Origin of the sequence: Kitasatospora sp. NPDC059803, from assembly GCF_042732255.1 — a bacterium.
In the GTDB taxonomy this organism is placed as follows: Bacteria; Actinomycetota; Actinomycetes; order Streptomycetales; family Streptomycetaceae; genus Kitasatospora.
This window is the reverse complement of sequence record NZ_JBHWIJ010000184.1, coordinates 1-17,429: the sequence shown is the minus strand read 5'-3', so window position 1 is coordinate 17,429 and position 17,429 is coordinate 1. Positions and strand designations below refer to the sequence as shown.

At 72.6% G+C, this 17,429-nt stretch carries 16 protein-coding genes; 10 read left to right on the top strand and 6 right to left on the bottom strand.

Features of this window, described 5'->3' with window-relative positions; translation table 11 throughout:
• Positions 1-289 precede the first annotated feature (289 nt).
• Entirely contained in the window at positions 290-667 is a 378-nt protein-coding gene (locus tag ACFV6I_RS25810; RefSeq protein ID WP_063346348.1) for a hypothetical protein, read from the top strand.
• Between the two features lie 151 nt (positions 668-818).
• Entirely contained in the window at positions 819-1,046 is a 228-nt protein-coding gene (locus ACFV6I_RS25805) for a DUF6059 family protein (RefSeq protein WP_063346347.1), read from the top strand.
• A gap of 19 nt (positions 1,047-1,065) precedes the next feature.
• Here ACFV6I_RS25805 and ACFV6I_RS25800 read toward each other — a convergent pair whose 3' ends face one another.
• Positions 1,066-2,403, bottom strand: coding sequence for a cation:proton antiporter (locus tag ACFV6I_RS25800; RefSeq protein ID WP_380379894.1), 1,338 nt, complete (start codon positions 2,401-2,403; stop codon positions 1,066-1,068).
• A gap of 98 nt (positions 2,404-2,501) precedes the next feature.
• Positions 2,502-3,746, bottom strand: a complete 1,245-nt coding sequence (locus tag ACFV6I_RS25795; protein WP_380427882.1) for an FAD-dependent monooxygenase — start codon at positions 3,744-3,746, stop codon at positions 2,502-2,504.
• Between the two features lie 174 nt (positions 3,747-3,920).
• On the opposite strand from ACFV6I_RS25795, the gene ACFV6I_RS25790 reads away from it, so the two are divergent.
• From ACFV6I_RS25790 to asnB, 4 genes are all read left to right on the top strand, one after another.
• Complete coding sequence (locus ACFV6I_RS25790; RefSeq protein WP_279634872.1) at positions 3,921-5,201, top strand: beta-ketoacyl-[acyl-carrier-protein] synthase family protein; 1,281 nt, start codon at positions 3,921-3,923, stop codon at positions 5,199-5,201.
• Entirely contained in the window at positions 5,198-6,406 is a 1,209-nt protein-coding gene (locus ACFV6I_RS25785; RefSeq protein WP_063346343.1) for a ketosynthase chain-length factor, read from the top strand. The genes ACFV6I_RS25790 and ACFV6I_RS25785 overlap by 4 nt, the downstream gene beginning before the upstream one ends.
• Positions 6,407-6,510: 104 nt before the next feature.
• Entirely contained in the window at positions 6,511-6,765 is a 255-nt protein-coding gene (locus ACFV6I_RS25780; RefSeq protein WP_063346342.1) for an acyl carrier protein, read from the top strand.
• A gap of 2 nt (positions 6,766-6,767) precedes the next feature.
• Positions 6,768-8,597, top strand: coding sequence for an asparagine synthase (glutamine-hydrolyzing) (gene asnB, locus ACFV6I_RS25775; RefSeq protein WP_063346341.1), 1,830 nt, complete (start codon positions 6,768-6,770; stop codon positions 8,595-8,597).
• Here asnB and ACFV6I_RS25770 read toward each other — a convergent pair.
• Positions 8,581-9,078, bottom strand: coding sequence for a MarR family winged helix-turn-helix transcriptional regulator (locus tag ACFV6I_RS25770; protein ID WP_380427879.1), 498 nt, complete (start codon positions 9,076-9,078; stop codon positions 8,581-8,583). The two genes, asnB and ACFV6I_RS25770, sit on opposite strands and share 17 nt — an antisense overlap.
• Before the next feature lie 176 nt (positions 9,079-9,254).
• Here ACFV6I_RS25770 and tcr3 point away from each other — a divergent pair, with 176 nt between their 5' ends.
• A complete protein-coding gene (gene tcr3, locus ACFV6I_RS25765) occupies positions 9,255-10,787 on the top strand; it encodes a tetracycline efflux MFS transporter Tcr3 (protein WP_380345791.1) in 1,533 nt (510 codons plus the stop codon).
• 133 nt (positions 10,788-10,920) lie between these two features.
• Positions 10,921-11,496: a flavin reductase CtcQ gene (gene ctcQ, locus ACFV6I_RS25760; protein WP_380379901.1), complete on the top strand. Its 576-nt coding sequence runs from the start codon at positions 10,921-10,923 to the stop codon at positions 11,494-11,496.
• Positions 11,497-11,592: 96 nt separating this feature from the next.
• Here the strand turns inward: ctcQ and ACFV6I_RS25755 are convergent, their stop codons facing one another.
• From ACFV6I_RS25755 to ACFV6I_RS25745, 3 genes are read right to left on the bottom strand one after another with little or no spacing between them, the layout of a single operon-like run.
• Positions 11,593-13,248 carry an NAD(P)/FAD-dependent oxidoreductase gene (locus ACFV6I_RS25755; protein ID WP_380427877.1) on the bottom strand — a complete coding sequence of 552 codons (1,656 nt, stop codon included), beginning with the start codon at positions 13,246-13,248 and terminating at the stop codon, positions 11,593-11,595.
• Positions 13,249-13,265: 17 nt separating this feature from the next.
• Positions 13,266-14,303, bottom strand: a complete 1,038-nt coding sequence (locus ACFV6I_RS25750) for a methyltransferase (protein WP_380379904.1) — start codon at positions 14,301-14,303, stop codon at positions 13,266-13,268.
• A gap of 49 nt (positions 14,304-14,352) precedes the next feature.
• Positions 14,353-15,837 carry an FAD-dependent monooxygenase gene (locus ACFV6I_RS25745; protein ID WP_380427875.1) on the bottom strand — a complete coding sequence of 495 codons (1,485 nt, stop codon included), beginning with the start codon at positions 15,835-15,837 and terminating at the stop codon, positions 14,353-14,355.
• Positions 15,838-16,006: 169 nt separating this feature from the next.
• Between ACFV6I_RS25745 and ACFV6I_RS25740 the strand changes: the two genes are divergently transcribed.
• Both ACFV6I_RS25740 and dapC read left to right on the top strand, forming a co-directional pair.
• Complete coding sequence (locus tag ACFV6I_RS25740; RefSeq protein WP_063346335.1) at positions 16,007-16,429, top strand: PPOX class F420-dependent oxidoreductase; 423 nt, start codon at positions 16,007-16,009, stop codon at positions 16,427-16,429.
• Positions 16,426-17,429, top strand: a 1,004-nt coding sequence (gene dapC, locus ACFV6I_RS25735; RefSeq protein WP_380427873.1) for a succinyldiaminopimelate transaminase, incomplete at its 3' end; no start/stop codon positions are given. The genes ACFV6I_RS25740 and dapC, both read left to right, overlap by 4 nt.

Below are 17,429 nucleotides of genomic sequence, written 5' to 3'. Positions count from 1 at the left end.
CACCGGGGCCGCCTCGTCGTGCCGTCGTGCCGTCGTGCCGTCGTGCCGTCGTCCGGCGGCCCGCGGTGGCGACGTGTGGCCGTCCGTGCGTACGGAACGCGTCAAGATGTCCGGCGGCGGCAACCGGGTGGGCCGGAACGACCGTCCATGCCATCAGAAGCACTGATCGATCGTCAGGGGAGCCCGGCCGTCGGGCCGGACTGCCCCTGGCGCGGCATCGTCGTAGGGCGACGTCCGGCAGGCGCCGTCCGAGTCCGCGTCCGACCGACCACCACATGGGGGAACGCTCATGACACAGCTGCTCATCGAAGAGAACTTCCAGCACCTCGACGGCCAGGACGTGGAGTCGCTGATCGAGGCCCTCGCCGAGTTCGGTCTGAACGCGGAGCCCACCCAGCCCCGCACGGGGACCCGAAACGGCGAGTGGGCGCTCGTCCTGCACTGGCTCGGGGACGACATCGGGCCGATCACCGAGGACGCCGTGACGACGGCGCTCGTCATGGCGGTGACAGAGGTGCTGGGCCGGGCGCACTCGGCCGGGCCCGGCGGGACCAGCGTGCGGCGCCGCACGCTGCCGGTCCGCATCGACATCCGCGGACGTACGGGAGAGCTGATCACGTCCGTTGCGGTGCCGGGTGCGAAGGCGGCGCCGTCGGCTGCGTCGTGATGGCACGGCGGGGCCGCGGTGGCCGGGCGGCGTGCCGCAGCCGGCCCCGTCGCCTCCCGTGGCTGAAGCGCGGTGGCGGTCGGCTGGAGGTGGCCGACCCGCTCGAACGCTGCTGTACGGGCGCTCCGAGGCGGCCCGCCATCCTCGGCGGATGCGCTGCTCACTGCTCGGTTCCTGCCTGCGCTCGCTGCTGCGAGGCCTGATCGCCCTCGGGCAGCTGTCGGGGTACGCCCCGCCGGTCGCGCCGCCGCCTCCCGCTGGTCCCGGGCCGGGCCACCCGGAGCGGCTCCGCCCCGACCTGCCGCTCAGCGACGTCGAGAGGGAGCTGCGCAGGCAGCTGCGCGACATCTCCGGTGGACCGGTGCCGCGCGACTTCTGACCCCTTCGGGGCCGGACGGTCAGGAGTTGCTGGACACCGCCTCGGGGGCGGCCGAGCGGGCGCGGAGCGATGGTGGTGGCGTGCCCCGCGGGGCGACGCGTCGCAGCAGCGGCCCGGTCATCAGGGTCGTGACGAGGGCCATGACCACCATCGCGCTGAACATCCGGGTGTCGATGACGCCGAGCCGGTGGCCCACGTTCAGGATGACGAGCTCGGTGAGGCCTCGGGCGTTGAGCAGGATGCCGAGGGCGGCCGCCTCCCGCCTGGTCGAGCCGGTGAGCCGGGCAGCGGCGGCGGCACCGGCGAACTTGCCGACGCAGGCCGTCACCAGCACCGCGGCCACGATGACCAGGCCGTGCCACCCGATGCCGGTCAGGTCGACGGCCAGCCCCGTGACCGTGAAGAAGGCCGGCAGCAGGAGGAGGCCGGCCTGCTCGATGCGCTCCGGGACCTCGGGCGCGAGGGCGTCGATCCGGTCGCGGGGCACCGCCGCGCCGAACATGAAGGCGCCGAAGACGGCGTCCAGGCCGATCTCGCCGGTGACCCAGGCGGAGAGCAGTGTCCCGGTGACGAGGACGGCGTGGATCCACGGTCCGCCGACGGCGCGGCGCCGCTCCGGCGCCAGCAGCCAGCCGAGGGCGGGGCGGACGACGCAACCGAGGACGAGCACGACGACGACCGTGTTCAGCGCCAACCGTCCGAGCGCCCAAGGGCTCTGGGCGTTCACCACGGCCACTACCACGGCCAGCGCACACCACGCGAGGAAGTCCTGCAGGGCGGCGCAGGCGAGCGACAGGGTGCCGAGCGGATCCTGGTGCATCCCGCGTTCGGCGATGATCCGGGCGAGGACGGGGAAGGCCGTGATGGACATCGCCGTCCCCAGGAACAGGGCCGGGCCCAGCCAGCCGGTGGTTCTCAACTGGGAGGCGTCGAACCAGGGTTGGAGCAGCACCGCGAGGCCCAGGCCGAGCGCGAAGGGCAGTGCGACGGAGCTGAGCGACACCGCCGTCACCCGGCGCCCGGCGCCCCGCAGATGGGCGGTGTCGAACCGGTACCCCACGATGAACATGAAGAAGACCAGGCCGAGTTGGGAGAGCACCCGCAGATGGGGCTGGACCTCGGGGGGGAACAGGACGGCGTCCAACCGTCCCGGGAGCAGACCGATCAGGCTGGGCCCGAGGGCGACCCCGCCGACGATCTCACCCATGACGGCGGGCTGGCGCAGCCGGACGGCCAGTCTCCCGCAGACGAACGCGGTGCCGAGGATGACGGCCAGGGCGACGAGCACACCGCCCGCCGTCGCCGCCTCGGTCGGCCCGGCGGCCGACAGTTGATGCGGATCGATCAGTGGAGTCATCACGCTCTACCTCTTCGCTCGGTGCCCCGGTGAGGGCGGCTGCCAGGCCGGTACGGGAAATGGGGTGACGTACCGGGAGGGGTGGGGGAGGGCGCCGGTCACCGTCCGGTGGAGCCGAGCAGATCGGTCCGCAGCCGGACGGGCGAGGTGCCGAAGGCGATCCGGCGCAGCATCGCGCCGTAGAGCGGGGTCCTGGACACCAGAGCCGCCGTCCGCGGGCGGATCGCCGAGGAGAGGCGCCCGGTGGAGAGCATCATCCGGCTCTGGATCCGCTGGATCCGGGTGATCCGGTCCACCTCGGGCCTGCGCAGCGCTGTGTACCGGTCGAGCCGGGCCGCGCCGGCGTCGGCGCTGCGCACCGCCTCGACCAGGACGGGGTGAGCCGCGACGGCGTCCCGAATGGCGAGGTTGATGCCCTGCGCGCCGATCGGGCTGTGGGTGTGGGCGCTGTCGCCGATCAGCACCAGCCCGTCGCGCACCCACTCCTCGGCGCTGCCGGAGAAGACGTCGAGCAGGGACAGGTCCCCGAAGCCGGTGATCTCCTCGCGGATGCGCTCGGCGTACTCCGGTGCGGCGTGGCACAGTTGCTCGATGATGTGGTCGGCTCCCCGGTCGGCCAGCCGACGGAAGCCGCCGTGCGGGAGCGTCCAGCCGAGCTGGAGCGAGTCGGGCACCGAGGAGTAGCTCAGGACCGGATTGCCGCCGGCCCGGAAGACCCGGACGTCCCGCGTGTGCCCGGTGCTCCGCTGTGGCGCTCCGCTCAGCCGGAACCAGAGGACGTCCTGGCTGAACAGCTCCTGGCGCCGGTAGCCGATGCCGGCGAGGGTGCGGATCTTCGAGAAGCGGCCGTCCGCCGCGACCACGCACCGCGCCCGGATCACCTGCTCGCCCGCGCCGCCGGCCCCGGCGGCGACCGCCCCGCGGACGACGCCGCCCTCCTCCACCAGCCCGCTCGCCCTGGTGCCCGCCAGGTAGCGGAAGCCGTCGTGCCGTGCGCAGGCGGCCAGCAGCTCGGCCAGCAGGTGGCGTTGTGGCAGGCTCAGCAGGCAGTTGTACGGTCCGGGCAGCCGTCGGTAGTCACCGTTGATGAGGATCCGGCCGCGCTCCTCCAGCAGGAAGCGTTGGTGCTCGACGGCGCCGTGCGCCCGCGCCGGGCGGAGGACGCCCAGCTCGTCCAGCAGTGCCTGGCCGCCGGGCTGGAGGATCTCGCCGCGGTACGTCCGGTCCAGCGAGCGGCTGCGTTCCAGCAGGGTGACCCGCACGCCGGAGCGGACCAGGAGCAGGGCGAGCGTCAGCCCGGCGGGGCCGCCGCCGACCACGCAGATGTCGGTGTCGATGTCCATGCGACCAGAGGCTAGGCAGCACTCCTCAACGCCGGTTCGCGCGGCGGGCCGCGCGGCAGGTGGACGGCGGCTCGAATCCGCCGCGAGGGCGGGAGCCGACGATCGGTGCCGGCGGATTTCTTCTCACGGACAGGAGGCGATCGGGTATGTCGGATGCGGAGCGGGGGAGCAGCGGTGTCAGGTGAGGACGGGCGGCGCCGCGTGGTGGTGACCGGGATGGGGGTGGTGGCCCCCGGCGAGGTCGGCACCAAGGCGTTCTGGGAGTTGCTGACCGCGGGCCGGACGGCGACCCGGACGATCTCGACGTTCGACCCGTCGCCGTTCAGGTCCCGGGTGGCCGCCGAGTGTGATTTCGATCCGGTGGCCAGTGGTCTGACCCAGCGTCAGATCCGGCAATGGGACCGCACCGCGCAGTTCGCCATGGTGGCGGCGCGCGAGGCACTGGCCGACTCCGGGGTGTCGGGGTCGAACGATCCGCTCCGCACCGGGGTGATGGCCGGGACGGCGTGCGGGATGACGATCAGCCTCGACCGCGAGTTCGCCGTGGTCAGCGACGAGGGCCGGCGGCAGCTGGTCGACGACGCCCACGGTGTGCCCTATCTGTACGACTACTTCGTGCCGTCCTCGATGGCGACCGAATTGGCCTGGCTGGTGGAGGCCGAGGGGCCGGTGGGCGTGGTCTCGACCGGGTGCACCTCCGGTATCGACGTGATCGCCCACGCCTGCGACCTGATCCGTGACGGCGAGGCGGACGTGATGCTGGCCGGTGCGTCGGACGCGGCGATCTCTCCGATCACGGTGGCCTGCTTCGACGCGATCAAGGCGACCTCGCCGCGCAACGACGAGCCGGAGAGCGCCTCGCGGCCGTTCGACCTGACCCGCAACGGCTTCGCCCTCGGCGAGGGCGCGGCGATGTTCGTCCTGGAGGAGCGCGAGCACGCGCGCCGACGCGGCGCGCACGTCTACGCCGAGGTCACGGGGTACGCCGGGCGCTGCAACTCCTACAGCATGACGGGGCTGCGGCTGGACGGGAACGAGATGGCGGAGGCGATTCGGGTCGCGCTCGACCGGAGCCGGATGAATCCCGAGGACATCGCGTACGTCAACGCGCACGGCTCGGCCACCAAGCAGAACGACCGGCACGAGACGGCCGCGTTCAAACGGAGCCTCGGCGAGCACGCCTACCGGGTGCCGGTCAGCTCGATCAAGTCGATGATCGGGCACTCGCTGGGCGCGGTCTGTGCCCTGGAGTTCGCCGCCAGCGCGCTGGCGATCGAGCACTCGGTGGTTCCGCCGACGGCCAATCTGCACGTGCCCGATCCCGAGTGCGATCTGGACTACGTGCCGCTGGTGGCCAGGGAGCAGCGGGTGTCCACGGTGCTCAGCGTGGCCAGTGGTTTCGGTGGCTTCCAGAGCGCGATCGTGCTGGCCGAGCCGGAATGGAGCGGGGCATGACGAAGGTCGTGGTGACCGGTATCGGCGTGGTGGCGCCGAACGGCTGGGGTGTGGAGGAGTACTGGGAGGCCACGCTGGCCGGCCGTTCGGGCCTCGGCCCGGTGACCCGCTTCGACTCGGCCGGCTACCGGGCGCACGTGGCCGGTGAGGTGAACTTCCGGCCGGAGGACCATCTGCCGAGCAGGCTGCTGCCCCAGACCGACCACATGACCAGGCTGGCGCTGGTGGCGGCGGAGGAGGCCCTGGCCGACGCGGGGGCGGACCCGGCGACGATGCCGGACTTCGCTGCCGGGGTGGTCACGGCCGCCTCCGCCGGCGGGTTCGAGTTCGGGCAGCGGGAGCTGACGGCGCTGTGGAGCAAGGGCCCGGCATATGTCAGCGCGTACCAGTCCTTCGCCTGGTTCTACCCGGTCAACACCGGGCAGATCTCGATCCGGCACGGCATGCGGGGCCCCGGCTCGGCGCTGGTGGCCGAGCAGGCGGGCGGGTTGGACGCACTGGCCAAGGCGCGGCGGCACGTCCGGGAGGGTACCGCGTTGATGCTGGCGGGCGGGGTGGACGGCTCGCTCTGCCCGTGGTCGTGGCTCTGCCTCACCCGCAGCGGCACGGTGAGCCCGGAACGGGACCCACGGCGGGCCTTCCTGCCGTTCGACGCCGACGCGTCGGGCGGGGTGCCGGGGGAGGGCGGTGCGCTGCTCGTCCTGGAGGATCCCGAGCGGGCGGCCGGGCGCGGGCAGCGCCGCCACTACGGGGAGGTGGCCGGCTACTCGGCCACCTTCGACCCGCGCCCCGGTTCCGGGCGTCCGCCCGGGCTGCGGCGGGCGATCGAGGCGGCGCTGGCCGACGCCGGGGCCGGCCCGTCCGACATCGACGTGGTCTTCGCCGACGCCAGCGGGGTGGCCGAGCGGGACCGGGCGGAGGCCGAGGTGCTGAGCGCGGTGTTCGGACCGCGCGGGGTGCCGGTGACGGCGCCCAAGACGATGACCGGCCGGCTGCTCGCCGGGGGTGCCCCGCTGGACGTGGCCGCGGCGCTGCTGGCCATGCGGGACTCGGTGATCCCGCCCTCCGTCCACCTCGGACGGCCCGCCTTCGGTGAGCTGGACCTGGTGGGGGATCGGCCGAGGCCGTCCCGGCTGGGGAGCGCGCTGGTACTCGCCCGTGGGCACGGCGGGTTCAACAGCGCGCTGGTGCTGACGGGTTGCTGACCGACCGCTGACCGACTTCCGACCGACTGCAGGCGAGCCGCGGAAGCGGCCGCCGAAGAACCGACCGACGATCGACCGACGATCGACCGAACTGAGGAAACGCCATGGCAGAGTTCACCCTTGACGATCTGATCACCACGCTGCGCGAGGCCGCGGGCGTCGACGAGGGCGTCGACCTCGACGACGTCCTGGACGTGCCCTTCGAGGCCCTGGGCTACGACTCGCTGGCGCTGTTCAACACCGTCAACATGATCGAGCGGGACCGGAGCATCGCGCTGCCGGACGACGTCGTGGTCGAGGCCAGGACCCCGCGGCAGCTGCTGGCCGCGGTCAACCTGAGCCTGACCCAGGTAGGTTGAGCGTGTGCGGCATCGTTGGGGCGGTCGACTTCGACGCCTCCCCCGAGCAGCGCCGTGATCTGCTGCAGGCGATGACGGACACCATGGCCTGCCGAGGGCCGGACGCCGAGGGGCTCTGGTTCGGCCCGTGGGTCGGCTTCGGCCACCGCCGGCTGGCGGTGATCGACCCGGCGCACGGGCAGCAGCCGATGACCGCCCGGCACCGGGGCCGCGGCGCGGCGATCACGTTCGCCGGCGAGGTCTACAACTTCCGTGAGTTGCGCGCCGAGTTGATCGCGCTCGGCCACCGGTTCCGGACGGCGTGCGACACCGAGGTGGTGCTCCGCGGCTACCTCCAGTGGGGTGCCGCGCTGGTGGACCGGCTCAACGGCATGTACGCCTTCGGCATCTGGGACGAGCAGGCCGAGGAACTGCTGCTGGTCCGCGACCGGATGGGCGTCAAACCGCTGTACTACTACCCGACAGACACGGGCGTGCTGTTCGGCTCGGAGCCGAAGGCCGTCCTCGCCGACCGCGCGGTGCCGCGCAGGGTCGGCGCGGAGGGGCTGTGCGAGGCGCTGGACATGGTCAAGACGCCCGAGGCGGCCGTCTTCTCCGGGATGCGCGAGGTCCGGCCCGGCCAACTCGTCCGGGTCGGGCGCACCGGGGTGCGCCGGCACACCTACTGGCGGCTGGAGGCCCGTGAGCACACCGACGACCTGTCCGCGACCATCGGGACGGTGCGGGAGCTGCTGTCCGACACGGTCGCGCGCCAGCTGGTCTCGGACGTGCCGCTGGGCTGCCTGCTCTCCGGAGGCCTCGACTCCTCGGCGGTGACGGCGCTGGCGGCCCGGTCGGGGCCGGTGCGCTCGTTCTCGGTGGACTTCCGGGGCGCGGCGGACGGCTTCGCCCCGGACGCGGTGCGCCAGGCGCCGGACGCGCCGTTCGTCCGCGACCTGGCCCGGCACGTGGGTGCGGAACACCGCGAAGTCCTGCTGGACAGCGGCGATCTGACGGATCCGGCGGTGCGCGCCGCGGTGCTGCGGGCCACCGACCTGCCGCCCGCGTACTGGGGTGACATGTGGCCCTCGCTGTACCTGTTCTTCCGGGCGGTGAAGCGGGAGTGCACGGTGGCGCTGTCCGGCGAGGCCGCGGACGAACTGTTCGGCGGCTACCGCTGGTTCCACAACCCGCTGGCCCTGCGCGCCACCACCTTCCCCTGGCTCACCTCGGGTTCGGCACGCTACTTCGGCGGCCGCTCGCTGTTCCAGCAGGGACTGCTGGACAAGCTCGACCTCGACGGCTACCGGGCCGCGCGGTACTCGGAGGCGCTCGCCGAAGTGCCGGTGCTGCCGGGGGAGTCCGCCGATGACCGTCGGATGCGCGAGATCACCTATCTCAACCTGACCCGGTTCGTGCAGACCCTGCTCGACCGCAAGGACCGGATGAGCATGGCGGTGGGCCTGGAGGTTCGGGTGCCGTTCTGCGACCACCGGTTGGTGGAGTACGTCTTCAACGTGCCGTGGGCGATGAAGTCCTTCGACGGCCGGGAGAAGAGCCTGCTGCGCGCGGCCGTCGCCGACCTGTTGCCGCGGTCGGTGGTCGAGCGGGTCAAGACCCCGTACCCGGCCACCCAGGACCCGGGCTACGAGGCCGTGCTGCGCGCCGAACTCGCCCGGCTGCTGCGCGACGCGGACGCCCCGGTCCTGCCGCTGCTGGACCTCGGGCGGGCGCGGGCGGTCGTCGACCGGCCGCTGGGCGCGGTGAGCCGCCCGTACGACCGGGGGAGCCTGGAGCTGGTGCTCTGGCTCAACTCCTGGCTCACGGAGTACGAGGTCACGTTGGACCTGTGAGATCCGCGGTGCCACTGTCGCCCGCGACCGACGGGGGCAGTTCGTCGGCCAGCGCCGCCCGAAGGCCACGCAGCACTCGCAGCGTGGCCTTCAGGTCGTCCGGGTCCAGTGGCGAGGCCAGGTGTTCCAGCCAGCGCCGCTCGGCCGGCTCCAGCAGGGCGAGTGCGTCGGCGCCCTTCGCGGTCAGCGAGACCAGCGGTGCGCGCCGGTCCGCCGGGTTGGGCCTGGTGGTGGCGAGGCCGTCCTCGACCAGTTTGACCACGGTCTGCTGGACGGCCTGGCGGCGCAGCCCGCGCTCCCGCGCTAGGTGCGCGGCGCTGTGCGGACCGTCTGCCAGCAGGCCGAGGACCTGCCATCGCGCGGAGGTCAGCCCGAACCGGCCGGACAGCCCGTCGCCCGCGCGCAGCAGGGCGCCGTTGACGGCGAACAACTCGGTGGTGATCTCGCTCAAGGTATCTGCCACGGGGGAGAGGTCGGTCATGACGGAAGCCTAATCGCAGCACGCTCGCGCGATTTCGACAAGAGCTTGTCATTTACTCGAGGTGGGCACTACCCTCAAATTGACAAGAGCTTGTCGATTTTGTGTGTCGGGCCCGGGTTGTGCGGTCGTCCGGCACCGCACGGCGGGCCGACCGAAACCGCATGGAGAAACAGGACATGGCAAACCTCGCCTCGCAGACCGACGAGGCCGTCGCGGACGACGCCGGCCCGGCCGGCTTCACCCACCGCCAGATCATCACGGCCCTCACCGGACTGCTGCTGGCAGTCCTGCTCGCCGCACTCGACCAGACCATCGTCTCGACCGCGCTGCGCACGATCGGCGACCAGCTGCACGGGCAGACCGTCCAGGCCTGGGTCATCACCGGCTACCTGGTCAGCTCCACGATCGCGATGCCGTTCTACGGCAAGCTCTCCGACATCTACGGCCGCAAGCCGCTCTACCTGGCGGCGATCGTGGTCTTCATCGTCGGGTCGGCGGCCTGCTCGCTGGCGAACTCGATGGAGACGCTCGCCGTCGCCCGCGTGGTCCAGGGACTCGGCGGCGCCGGGCTGATGTCGCTGCCCACGGCCGTCATCGCCGACCTCGCCCCGGTGCGGGAGCGCGGCCGGTACTTCTCCTACCTGATGATGGCGTGGGTCGCGGCCAGCGTGCTCGGCCCGCTGGTCGGCGGGCTGTTCGCGGGCGCCGGCGAGATCCTGGGGGTGACCGGCTGGCGCTGGGCCTTCCTGATCAACGTGCCGCTCGGGCTGGTTGCGCTGCTGAGCGTGCGCAAGGCACTCAACCTGCCGCACCAGCGGGTGAACCACCCGATCGACTACCGGGGCGCCGTCACCCTCGCGCTCTGGCTGGTGCCGCTGCTGGTCGTCGCCGAGGAGGGCCTCGACTGGGGCTGGGGTTCGGGCCGTTCGCTGGTGCTGTACGCCGTCGCCGCGCTCGGCCTGGTGCTGTTCGTCCTGGCGGAGCGGGCCCGGGGCCTGGAGGCGATGGTCCCGCTGCGGCTGTTCAAGCGGGGCGGGATCACCCTGGCCACCGCAGTCAACTTCACCATCGGTGTCGGCATCTTCGGTACGGTCTCCACCCTGCCGCTCTACCTCCAGCTGGTGCAGGGCCGCACCGCCACCGTGGCCGGGCTGGTGATCATCCCGCTGATGACGGGCGCGATCATCTCCCAGATGGTCTGCGCGAAGATCATCAAGAAGACGAACCGGTTCAAGAAGCCCGCCATCGTCGGGCTCGGTTCGATGGCCGGCTCGCTGCTGGGGCTCTCCACGGCCGGCGCCGACACCCCGCTGTGGGTGGTGGTGGTGCTCACGGCGTGGCTCGGCCTGGGCATCGGGCTCTCCCAGACGGTCATCACCCTGGCCATCCAGAGCGCGGCGCCCCAGTCCGAGCTGGGCGTGGCCAACGCCGCCTCCGGCCTGTTCCGTCAGCTCGGCGGCACGGCGGGCGCCGCGGTCTTCATGTCGGTGCTGTTCGGCGTCGCGGCCGGCCGGATCGGCGGTGACCTGAACGGTGACGAGGCGGTGCGCCAGGCGCTCTCGGACCCTGCCACGAGCGGTGGCCTCGCGGCCCGCACGATCGACGCCTTCGCCGCCGGCTTCCAGACGATGTTCCTGGTCGGCGGCCTGATCCTGGCGGTCGGCTTCGTGCTCACCTTCCTGCTGCGGGAGCTGCGCGACGAGGAGTGACCGCGCGTCCGAGGCAACCCGCGTACCCCTGGTCCCGCTCCCGGGCCAGGGGTACGCGGCGTACCCGACGGCGACTCGAACGCGCCCGACGAGCATGGGGACACCGCACCGGACTGCCGAGAGTGGAGACCCCATGCCCACCATGCCCCTACCCCTGCCCGAGGACCTCGCCGGCGACTGCGTCGACGGCCCGACCTTCCTGTCCATCATGGGCGCGCTGCCCACCGGAGTGACCGTGGTGACCACCCTGGGCGCCGACGGCGAGCCGTACGGGTTGACCTGCTCCGCGGCGTGCAGCGTCTCCAAGACGCCGCCGCTGCTGCTGGTCTGCATCCATCGGGAGAGCCGGGTGCTGCGGGCCGTGCTGGACCGCGGCGAGTTCGTGGTGAACGTGCTGCGCGGTGGTGGTGAGGACACCTCCGCGCTGTTCGCCTCGGCCAGTGGCGACCGCTTCAGCGGCGTCCGCTGGGAGCCCAGCCGGCTCGGTGGCCTGCCCACCGTGCCGCTGGACGCCGTCGCGCACGCCGAGTGCCGGGTCGCCGCGGCCCTCGACGCCGGCGACCACACGATCGTGATCGGTGCCGTCGTGGACGGTGCCGCCCGGCCGGAGGTGCCCAGCCCGCTGATGTACTGGCGCCGCTCCTACGCCCGCTGGCCGGTCGAGGAGGACCCGAGGACCGTCGCGCTGACCCTGGCGGCCGAGGGCTGAGCGGCGCGCCGACGACGGAAGGGGCCGCGTCCGGGGATCAGCTCCCCGGGCGCGGCCCTCGGCGGTCCCGCCGGCCGTCCTCGGCCGGACAGGACCCTAGCTCCTGCGCATGGCGGCCTTGACCTCCTCGGCGCTGGCGGCCAGCAGCTCCCGGATCTCCGGGCGGGGGTGGTCGGTGGCCCACTGTGCGAGCTGGATCATCTTCTCGGCCGTCGGGTTGATGTGATGGGTGTCGGGGTCGTTGAAGCCCAGCGCGGGCAGCATCCAGTCCGACTCCCGCACCCGCTGCTCCAGGGTGGCGGCGGCCTCCTCGGCCGTCATCTGCTTGGCGTCCACGGCCTCGCACAGCTCGGTGAGCTCGTCGAAGGCCTCCTTGTAGAAGTCCAGCGGGCACCACAGCCCCGGGTACGGGTTGACGTCCAGGGCCTGGCAGTGCGTGTCGTCACCGGTCTCCTTGGTCGCGGTCAGCGCGTTGAGGATGCGCTTGCCGCCGATCACGCTGGCCGAGGCCCAGATCCGGAACACCGAGTTCCACAACGGGTAGTGGGAGAAGGAGATGAACGAGTTGTTCACCAGCCGGTCGTTGTAGTCCAGCAGGCCCTGCTCCAGCCGCTCCACGTAGGCGAACCGCTCCAGCGAGAAGTCGTCCTCGCGCAGCGCCGCCATCAGCCGCCAGGACAGCGCGTTGATGATCTCGCAGGTGTTGGACAGCCCCCGGGAGAACAGCGGGTCGATGAACCCGGCCGCGTGCGACATCAGGCACCAGCGCTCGCCGACCGTCCGGGTCGAGGAGTACTGCATCCGGTCCGTCCGGACCCACTCGCGCACGCTCCGGGCGCCCTCCAACTGCCGCCGCACCGCGGGGAAGCGGTCCACGTGGGACCAGAACTCCTCCTCGGCGGTGAGGTCCTGGCGCGCCGGGTACGTCCTCGGGTCGAGCTGGATGCCCACGCTGCACAGGGGATTGGTGGCCCCGGGGTGGTTGTCGAACGGGATGATCCACATCCAGCCGCGCTCGAAGATGTGGTGCATCGTCCCGTCGTTCCACGGCACCGGCGGACGCAGCCCGTCGGGCGTGTCCAGGTGGTCGTCGATCGCCTCCACCCCGACCATGTGCGTGAAGATCGAGCGCGCGTGGTGCTTGAGCCGGCTGGGCTCCTCCCGCAGCCCCAGCTGCTTGGCCAGCGGCGAGCGGAACCCGCTGGCGTCGACCAGGTAGCGGGCGCGGTAGCTGCTGCCGTCCGCGCCGACCACCGTGACCCCGTCGTCGTCGAGGTCGACGCGCTCCACCCGGTAGTCCTGCCGCGCGTCGCAGCCGTAGCGGACAGCGGTGTGGAACATGTACGCGTCGGTGTCCTGCCGGAAGAAGTGCGCGGCGTTGCCGACGATCCCGGGGATGCGGAACTGGCTGGTGAGGTTCGGGTCCGGCTCCTCGCCGTCCTCGTGGAACATGAACCCGAAGTTGCTCTTCTGCCCGTGCGCGCTGCTCACGTTGGCCAGCACGTCCTCGAAGCTCGCCAGGTGGGCGATCTCCGGGATCCCGTACCGGTCGGCGATCAGCCGCAGCACCACCAGCGTCTGCCCGATGGTCGACTCGCCGACGGCGAACCGGGGGTGGTGGGTGCCGTCGAGCAGCAGGACGCGGAAGTCCTGCTTGGCCAGGATCGAGCCGAGCATGGTGCCCGACAGGCCGGTGCCGACGATGACCACGTCGTACGGCTGTTCCGCCTGCGGTGTGGCGTGCTCCGTCACGTCGTTCTCCCTTCCGTTCAGGCGGACTTGACGCCGATGGCGAAGTGGTCCCGGGTGATGGTGTCGGTGGCGGTCACCCGGTCGACCGTGAAGCCGGCCTCCTCCAGGTAGTCGCGGGCCTGCTGGAGCGAGTACGCGGAGCTGTCGTCCCGGATCATGGTGTGGTTGATCCGTTGCAGCAGGACCTCCGGGTCCCGCTCGTCCGGGTCGATCATGGCGTCGTAGAGCACCACCGCGCCGCCGGGCCGCACCGCCTTGTGGGCGCGCCGCAGCAGCTCCCGGCGGTCGTCGACCGGCCAGTCGGGCAGCACGTGGCCGAGGATCACCACATCGGCCTCCGGCATCGGGGAGGCGAAGAAGTCGCCGCCGTGGAAGGTGACCCGGTCGGCCGTCCCGGCCGTGCTCACCAGCTCGTCGAAGAGCGGGCGCAGCGCCGGCAGGTCGAAGACGGCGCCCCGCAGGTGCGGGTGGGCCGAGGCGATCCGGGAGGCCACGTTGCCGCGCGCGCCGCCGACGTCCACGAAGGACGTGTAGCGGCTCCAGTCGAGCTGGCGGGCCAGCTCGTCCGCGGTGAACCCGTTGTGGGCGTCCATGTGCGCCATGACCTGGCGGGCGCGGTCGAGGTCCTCGTAGTGCTTGGGGTAGGCCAGCGGACCCTGCGCGGCGACGGCGGACTTGGCCTTGCCGTCGCGCAGCGCGTCGGTCAGCTGCGCCCAGGCGTGGAAGTGCAGCCGGGCGTGCTGCTGGGCGGTGCCGCCCAGGTAGGTCGGAGCGTCCGGGAGCAGGAACTCCTCGGCGAGCGGGGCGGCGCGGTAGCGGCCGTCCTCGGCCGTCAGCAGGTCGAGGCCGACCAGGGCGTCCAGGAAGTCCTTGAACAGCCGGTGGTTGACGCCCAGTTCGGACCGGATCTCGTCGACGCCGGCGGAGCGGTCCGCCAGTAGCTCGAAGAGGCCGAGCTCCACCGCGCTCTGGAGCGCCTTCGCTTGGAAGTAGGCGGTGTTGAGTGCGACGATCCGGCGCGCGCGGGCGGCGGGGCTGCCGGTGACTGAAGTCATCTTCTCCCTCTCTCGGTGTGCTGCGGGTGTCGTGCGGGTCGTGCGGTTCTCAGGCGGCGCCGAACCAGGTGGTCGCGGCGTGGCGGAGCTCCTCGCGCCGCGCCGGGGGCCCGGCCCAGGCGACGTAGCCGTCAGGGCGGATCAGGAAGGCGAGGTCGGGCTCCGCGCCCGCGACCTTGGCGGTCACGGTGGTGACGCGGTCGGCCCAGGCGGCCAGTGGCGAGGCGGCCGGTGGCGAGGCGGCCGGTCCGGGTTCGGGCAGCAGCAGCAGCCCGCGCGCCTCGGTGAAGCAGCCGCTGATCCGTCGGCCGCCCCCGGCGGTGAGCAGGTCGGCGTCCGGCATCCGGCGCCCGACCGACGGGTGGTCACCCGTCCCGTAGGCGACGTCGAAGCCGGACAGCATCCCGGCGATGTGGCGGTTGGTGTCCGGCAGTGCCATCAGCTCGCGGAAGGTCTGGCGCAGCGCGTCGTACCTCGGGTCCGGGTCGATCAGCACGGCCTGGGTCCGGGTGTTGCGCACCACGCCGTCGGCGACCGGGCGCCGCTCGCCCTGGTAGCTGTCCAGCAACTCCTCGCCGCCCTGGCCGCGTACCACGGACGCGAGCTTCCAGCCGAGGTTCACCGCGTCCTGGATACCGAGGTTGAGCCCCTGCCCGCCGGCCGGCAGGTGGATGTGCGCCGCGTCGCCGGCCAGCAGCACCCGGCCGCTGCGGTACGCCCCGGCCAGCCGGGAGACGTCGGTGAGCCGGGACAGCCAGGTGACGTCGTGCATCCCGTGGTCGCCGCCGGTGTGCTCGACCAGGGCCGCGCGCATCTCCTCCTCGGTGACCGGCGCGTTGCGGTCGGGGAAGGGCTCGCCGAACCAGGCGACGGTGGCCCGGTAGACGTCCGGCTTGTGCTGGAAGGCGCCGAACCAGGACCTCTTCTCCGGGTTGACCAGACCCACCGGGCGCATCGGCCCCAGTCCCTCACCGCGCGGCAGCTCACCTCGGAACCGCATGTCCCCGATCAGCGCGTACATGTGCGGGTCCTGGCCGGTGAAGGCGATCCCCGCCTGCCGGCGTACGGTACTGCCGCCGCCGTCGCAGCCGACCAGGTAGCGCGCCCGGACGCTGCCGGTCCCGGTCTCGACGGTCACGCCGTCCTCGTCCTGGGTGAAGCCGGTGACGGGAGCGCCCCGGACGATCCGCACGCCGAGTTCCCGCGCCCGCTCGGCCAGCAGCTCCTCCGTGCGCAGCTGCGGCACCAGCAGCACGTACGGGTGCCGGGTGTCGAACTCCTCGAACCGCATCGGCACGCCCAGGCTGGCGAAGTTGCCGCCCTTGAGCAGGCCCGCGCCCTCCAGGAACCGGTCGAGCAGCCCGCGCAGTTCCAGCAGTTCCACGGTGCGGCCCTGCATGCCCATGGCCTTCGAGTGTTTCTCCGGCTCCTCCCTACGCTCCACCACCAGCGTCCGGGCACCGCCCAACGCCAGCTCGCAGGCGAGCATCAGGCCCGTCGGCCCCGCACCCGCCACCACCACATCGCAGTCCATCGCGCCCTCCGCTGCCGGCTCCTGTACGACGGGCCCACCGTGCCAGCGCCGCTTCGAGCCGGTGTCCAGCGCTCTTGGCAGCCCTGGCGCGGGCGGGGCACGAAAGCGGCTCGAAGGGCGACGCCTAGCGTCGGCGGAATCCCTGATCCGACCGATGTGAGGACCCGTCATGCCCTTCACCGCGAACGAGGCCGCCTACCTGGCCTCGCAGTCGCTAGCCCGCCTGGCCACCGTGGACGGTCGCGGGCAGCCGCACGTCGTCCCGCTCGGCTTCCACTACAACGCCGGCCTCGGCACCATCGATGTGACCGGTCGCGGCATGGCCCGCAGCCTCAAGTACCGCCACGTGCAGGAGAATCCGAAGGTCTCGCTGGTCGTGGACGACGTGCTGGACCCGGCGGACTGGGTGGTCCGGGGCCTGGAGATCCGCGGCACCGCGCAGGCGCTCCCCACCGGCGGCAAGGAGGTCCTGCCGCACGTCGACGACGAGCTGATCCGGATCACCCCGGAGCGGATCGTCTCCTGGGGCATCGACTCCGACTGCCAGGCGCCGCCGCTGGCCCGCACCGTCGCGAAGGGGGCCCGGGCATGATCGAGCGGCTGCCGAAGTTCCCCTGGGACGTCCTGTTCCCCTACCGCAAGCTCGCCGCCGCCCACCCCGACGGGCTGGTCAACCTGGCGCTCGGCGACCCGGTGGACCGGACGCCGGCCGTCGTCCGCGCGGCCCTGGCCGCCGCCGCGGACGCCCCCGGCTACCCGTCCACGGAGGGTACGCCGCAGCTCCGCGAGGCCGTCGCGGCATGGCTGCTGCGGCGCGAGGGCGTGAGCGTGGACCCGTCCGCGGTGATCCCCGCGGTCGGCACCAAGGAGCTGATCGCCTGGCTGCCCACCATGCTCGGCCTGGGCCCCTCCGACGTCGTCCTGGTGCCCGAACTCGCCTTCCCCACGTACGAGGTGAGCGCCCGGCTGGCGGGTGCCCGGCTGGTCCGGACGGCCTCGCCGCTGGACTACGACGGCCCCGCCCCCAGGGTGGTCTGGCTGAACTCCCCGTCCAACCCGGAGGGCCGCGTCCTCGGCACCGCCGAGCTGCGCGCGATCGTCGGCTGGGCGCGGGAGCGCGGCGCCCTCGTGGTGAACGACGAGTGCTACCTCGACCACGTCTGGGAGGGCGAGACCCGCTCGGTGCTGCACCCCGAGATCAGCGGTGGCAGCCACGAGGGGGTCCTGGCCGTGCACTCGCTTTCCAAGCGCTCCAACCTGGCCGGCTACCGGGCCGGGTTCGCTGCCGGGGACCCGGCGGTGATCGCCACGCTGCTGGAGGTGCGCAAGCACGCCGGACACATGGTGCCCGCCCCGGTGCAGGCCGCCATGGTGGCGGCGCTCGGCGACGACTCGCACCTGGCGGGGCAGCGCGGGAGCTACGCCCGGCGGCGGGCCGTGCTGCGCGCGGCGCTGCTGGAGTGCGGCTTCCGGATCGACCACTCGGTGGGCGCGCTCTTCCTCTGGGCGACCAGGGACGAGCCCTGCTGGGTGACGGTGGGCGCGCTGGCCGAGCTCGGCATCCTGGTGGCGCCCGGGGAGTTCTACGGCGA

Bases quoted from the DNA above. Each gene is read 5' to 3' on its own strand.
- ACFV6I_RS25810 (WP_063346348.1), top strand. From the start codon at position 290: ATGACACAGCTGCTCATCGAAGAGAACTTCCAGCACCTCGACGGCCAG.
- ACFV6I_RS25805 (WP_063346347.1), top strand. From the start codon at position 819: ATGCGCTGCTCACTGCTCGGTTCCTGCCTGCGCTCGCTGCTGCGAGGC.
- ACFV6I_RS25800 (WP_380379894.1), bottom strand. From the start codon at position 2,403: ATGACTCCACTGATCGATCCGCATCAACTGTCGGCCGCCGGGCCGACC.
- ACFV6I_RS25795 (WP_380427882.1), bottom strand. From the start codon at position 3,746: ATGGACATCGACACCGACATCTGCGTGGTCGGCGGCGGCCCCGCCGGG.
- ACFV6I_RS25785 (WP_063346343.1), top strand. From the start codon at position 5,198: ATGACGAAGGTCGTGGTGACCGGTATCGGCGTGGTGGCGCCGAACGGC.
- ACFV6I_RS25780 (WP_063346342.1), top strand. From the start codon at position 6,511: ATGGCAGAGTTCACCCTTGACGATCTGATCACCACGCTGCGCGAGGCC.
- ACFV6I_RS25770 (WP_380427879.1), bottom strand. From the start codon at position 9,078: ATGACCGACCTCTCCCCCGTGGCAGATACCTTGAGCGAGATCACCACC.
- tcr3 (WP_380345791.1), top strand. From the start codon at position 9,255: ATGGCAAACCTCGCCTCGCAGACCGACGAGGCCGTCGCGGACGACGCC.
- ctcQ (WP_380379901.1), top strand. From the start codon at position 10,921: ATGCCCACCATGCCCCTACCCCTGCCCGAGGACCTCGCCGGCGACTGC.
- ACFV6I_RS25750 (WP_380379904.1), bottom strand. From the start codon at position 14,303: ATGACTTCAGTCACCGGCAGCCCCGCCGCCCGCGCGCGCCGGATCGTC.
- ACFV6I_RS25745 (WP_380427875.1), bottom strand. From the start codon at position 15,837: ATGGACTGCGATGTGGTGGTGGCGGGTGCGGGGCCGACGGGCCTGATG.
- ACFV6I_RS25740 (WP_063346335.1), top strand. From the start codon at position 16,007: ATGCCCTTCACCGCGAACGAGGCCGCCTACCTGGCCTCGCAGTCGCTA.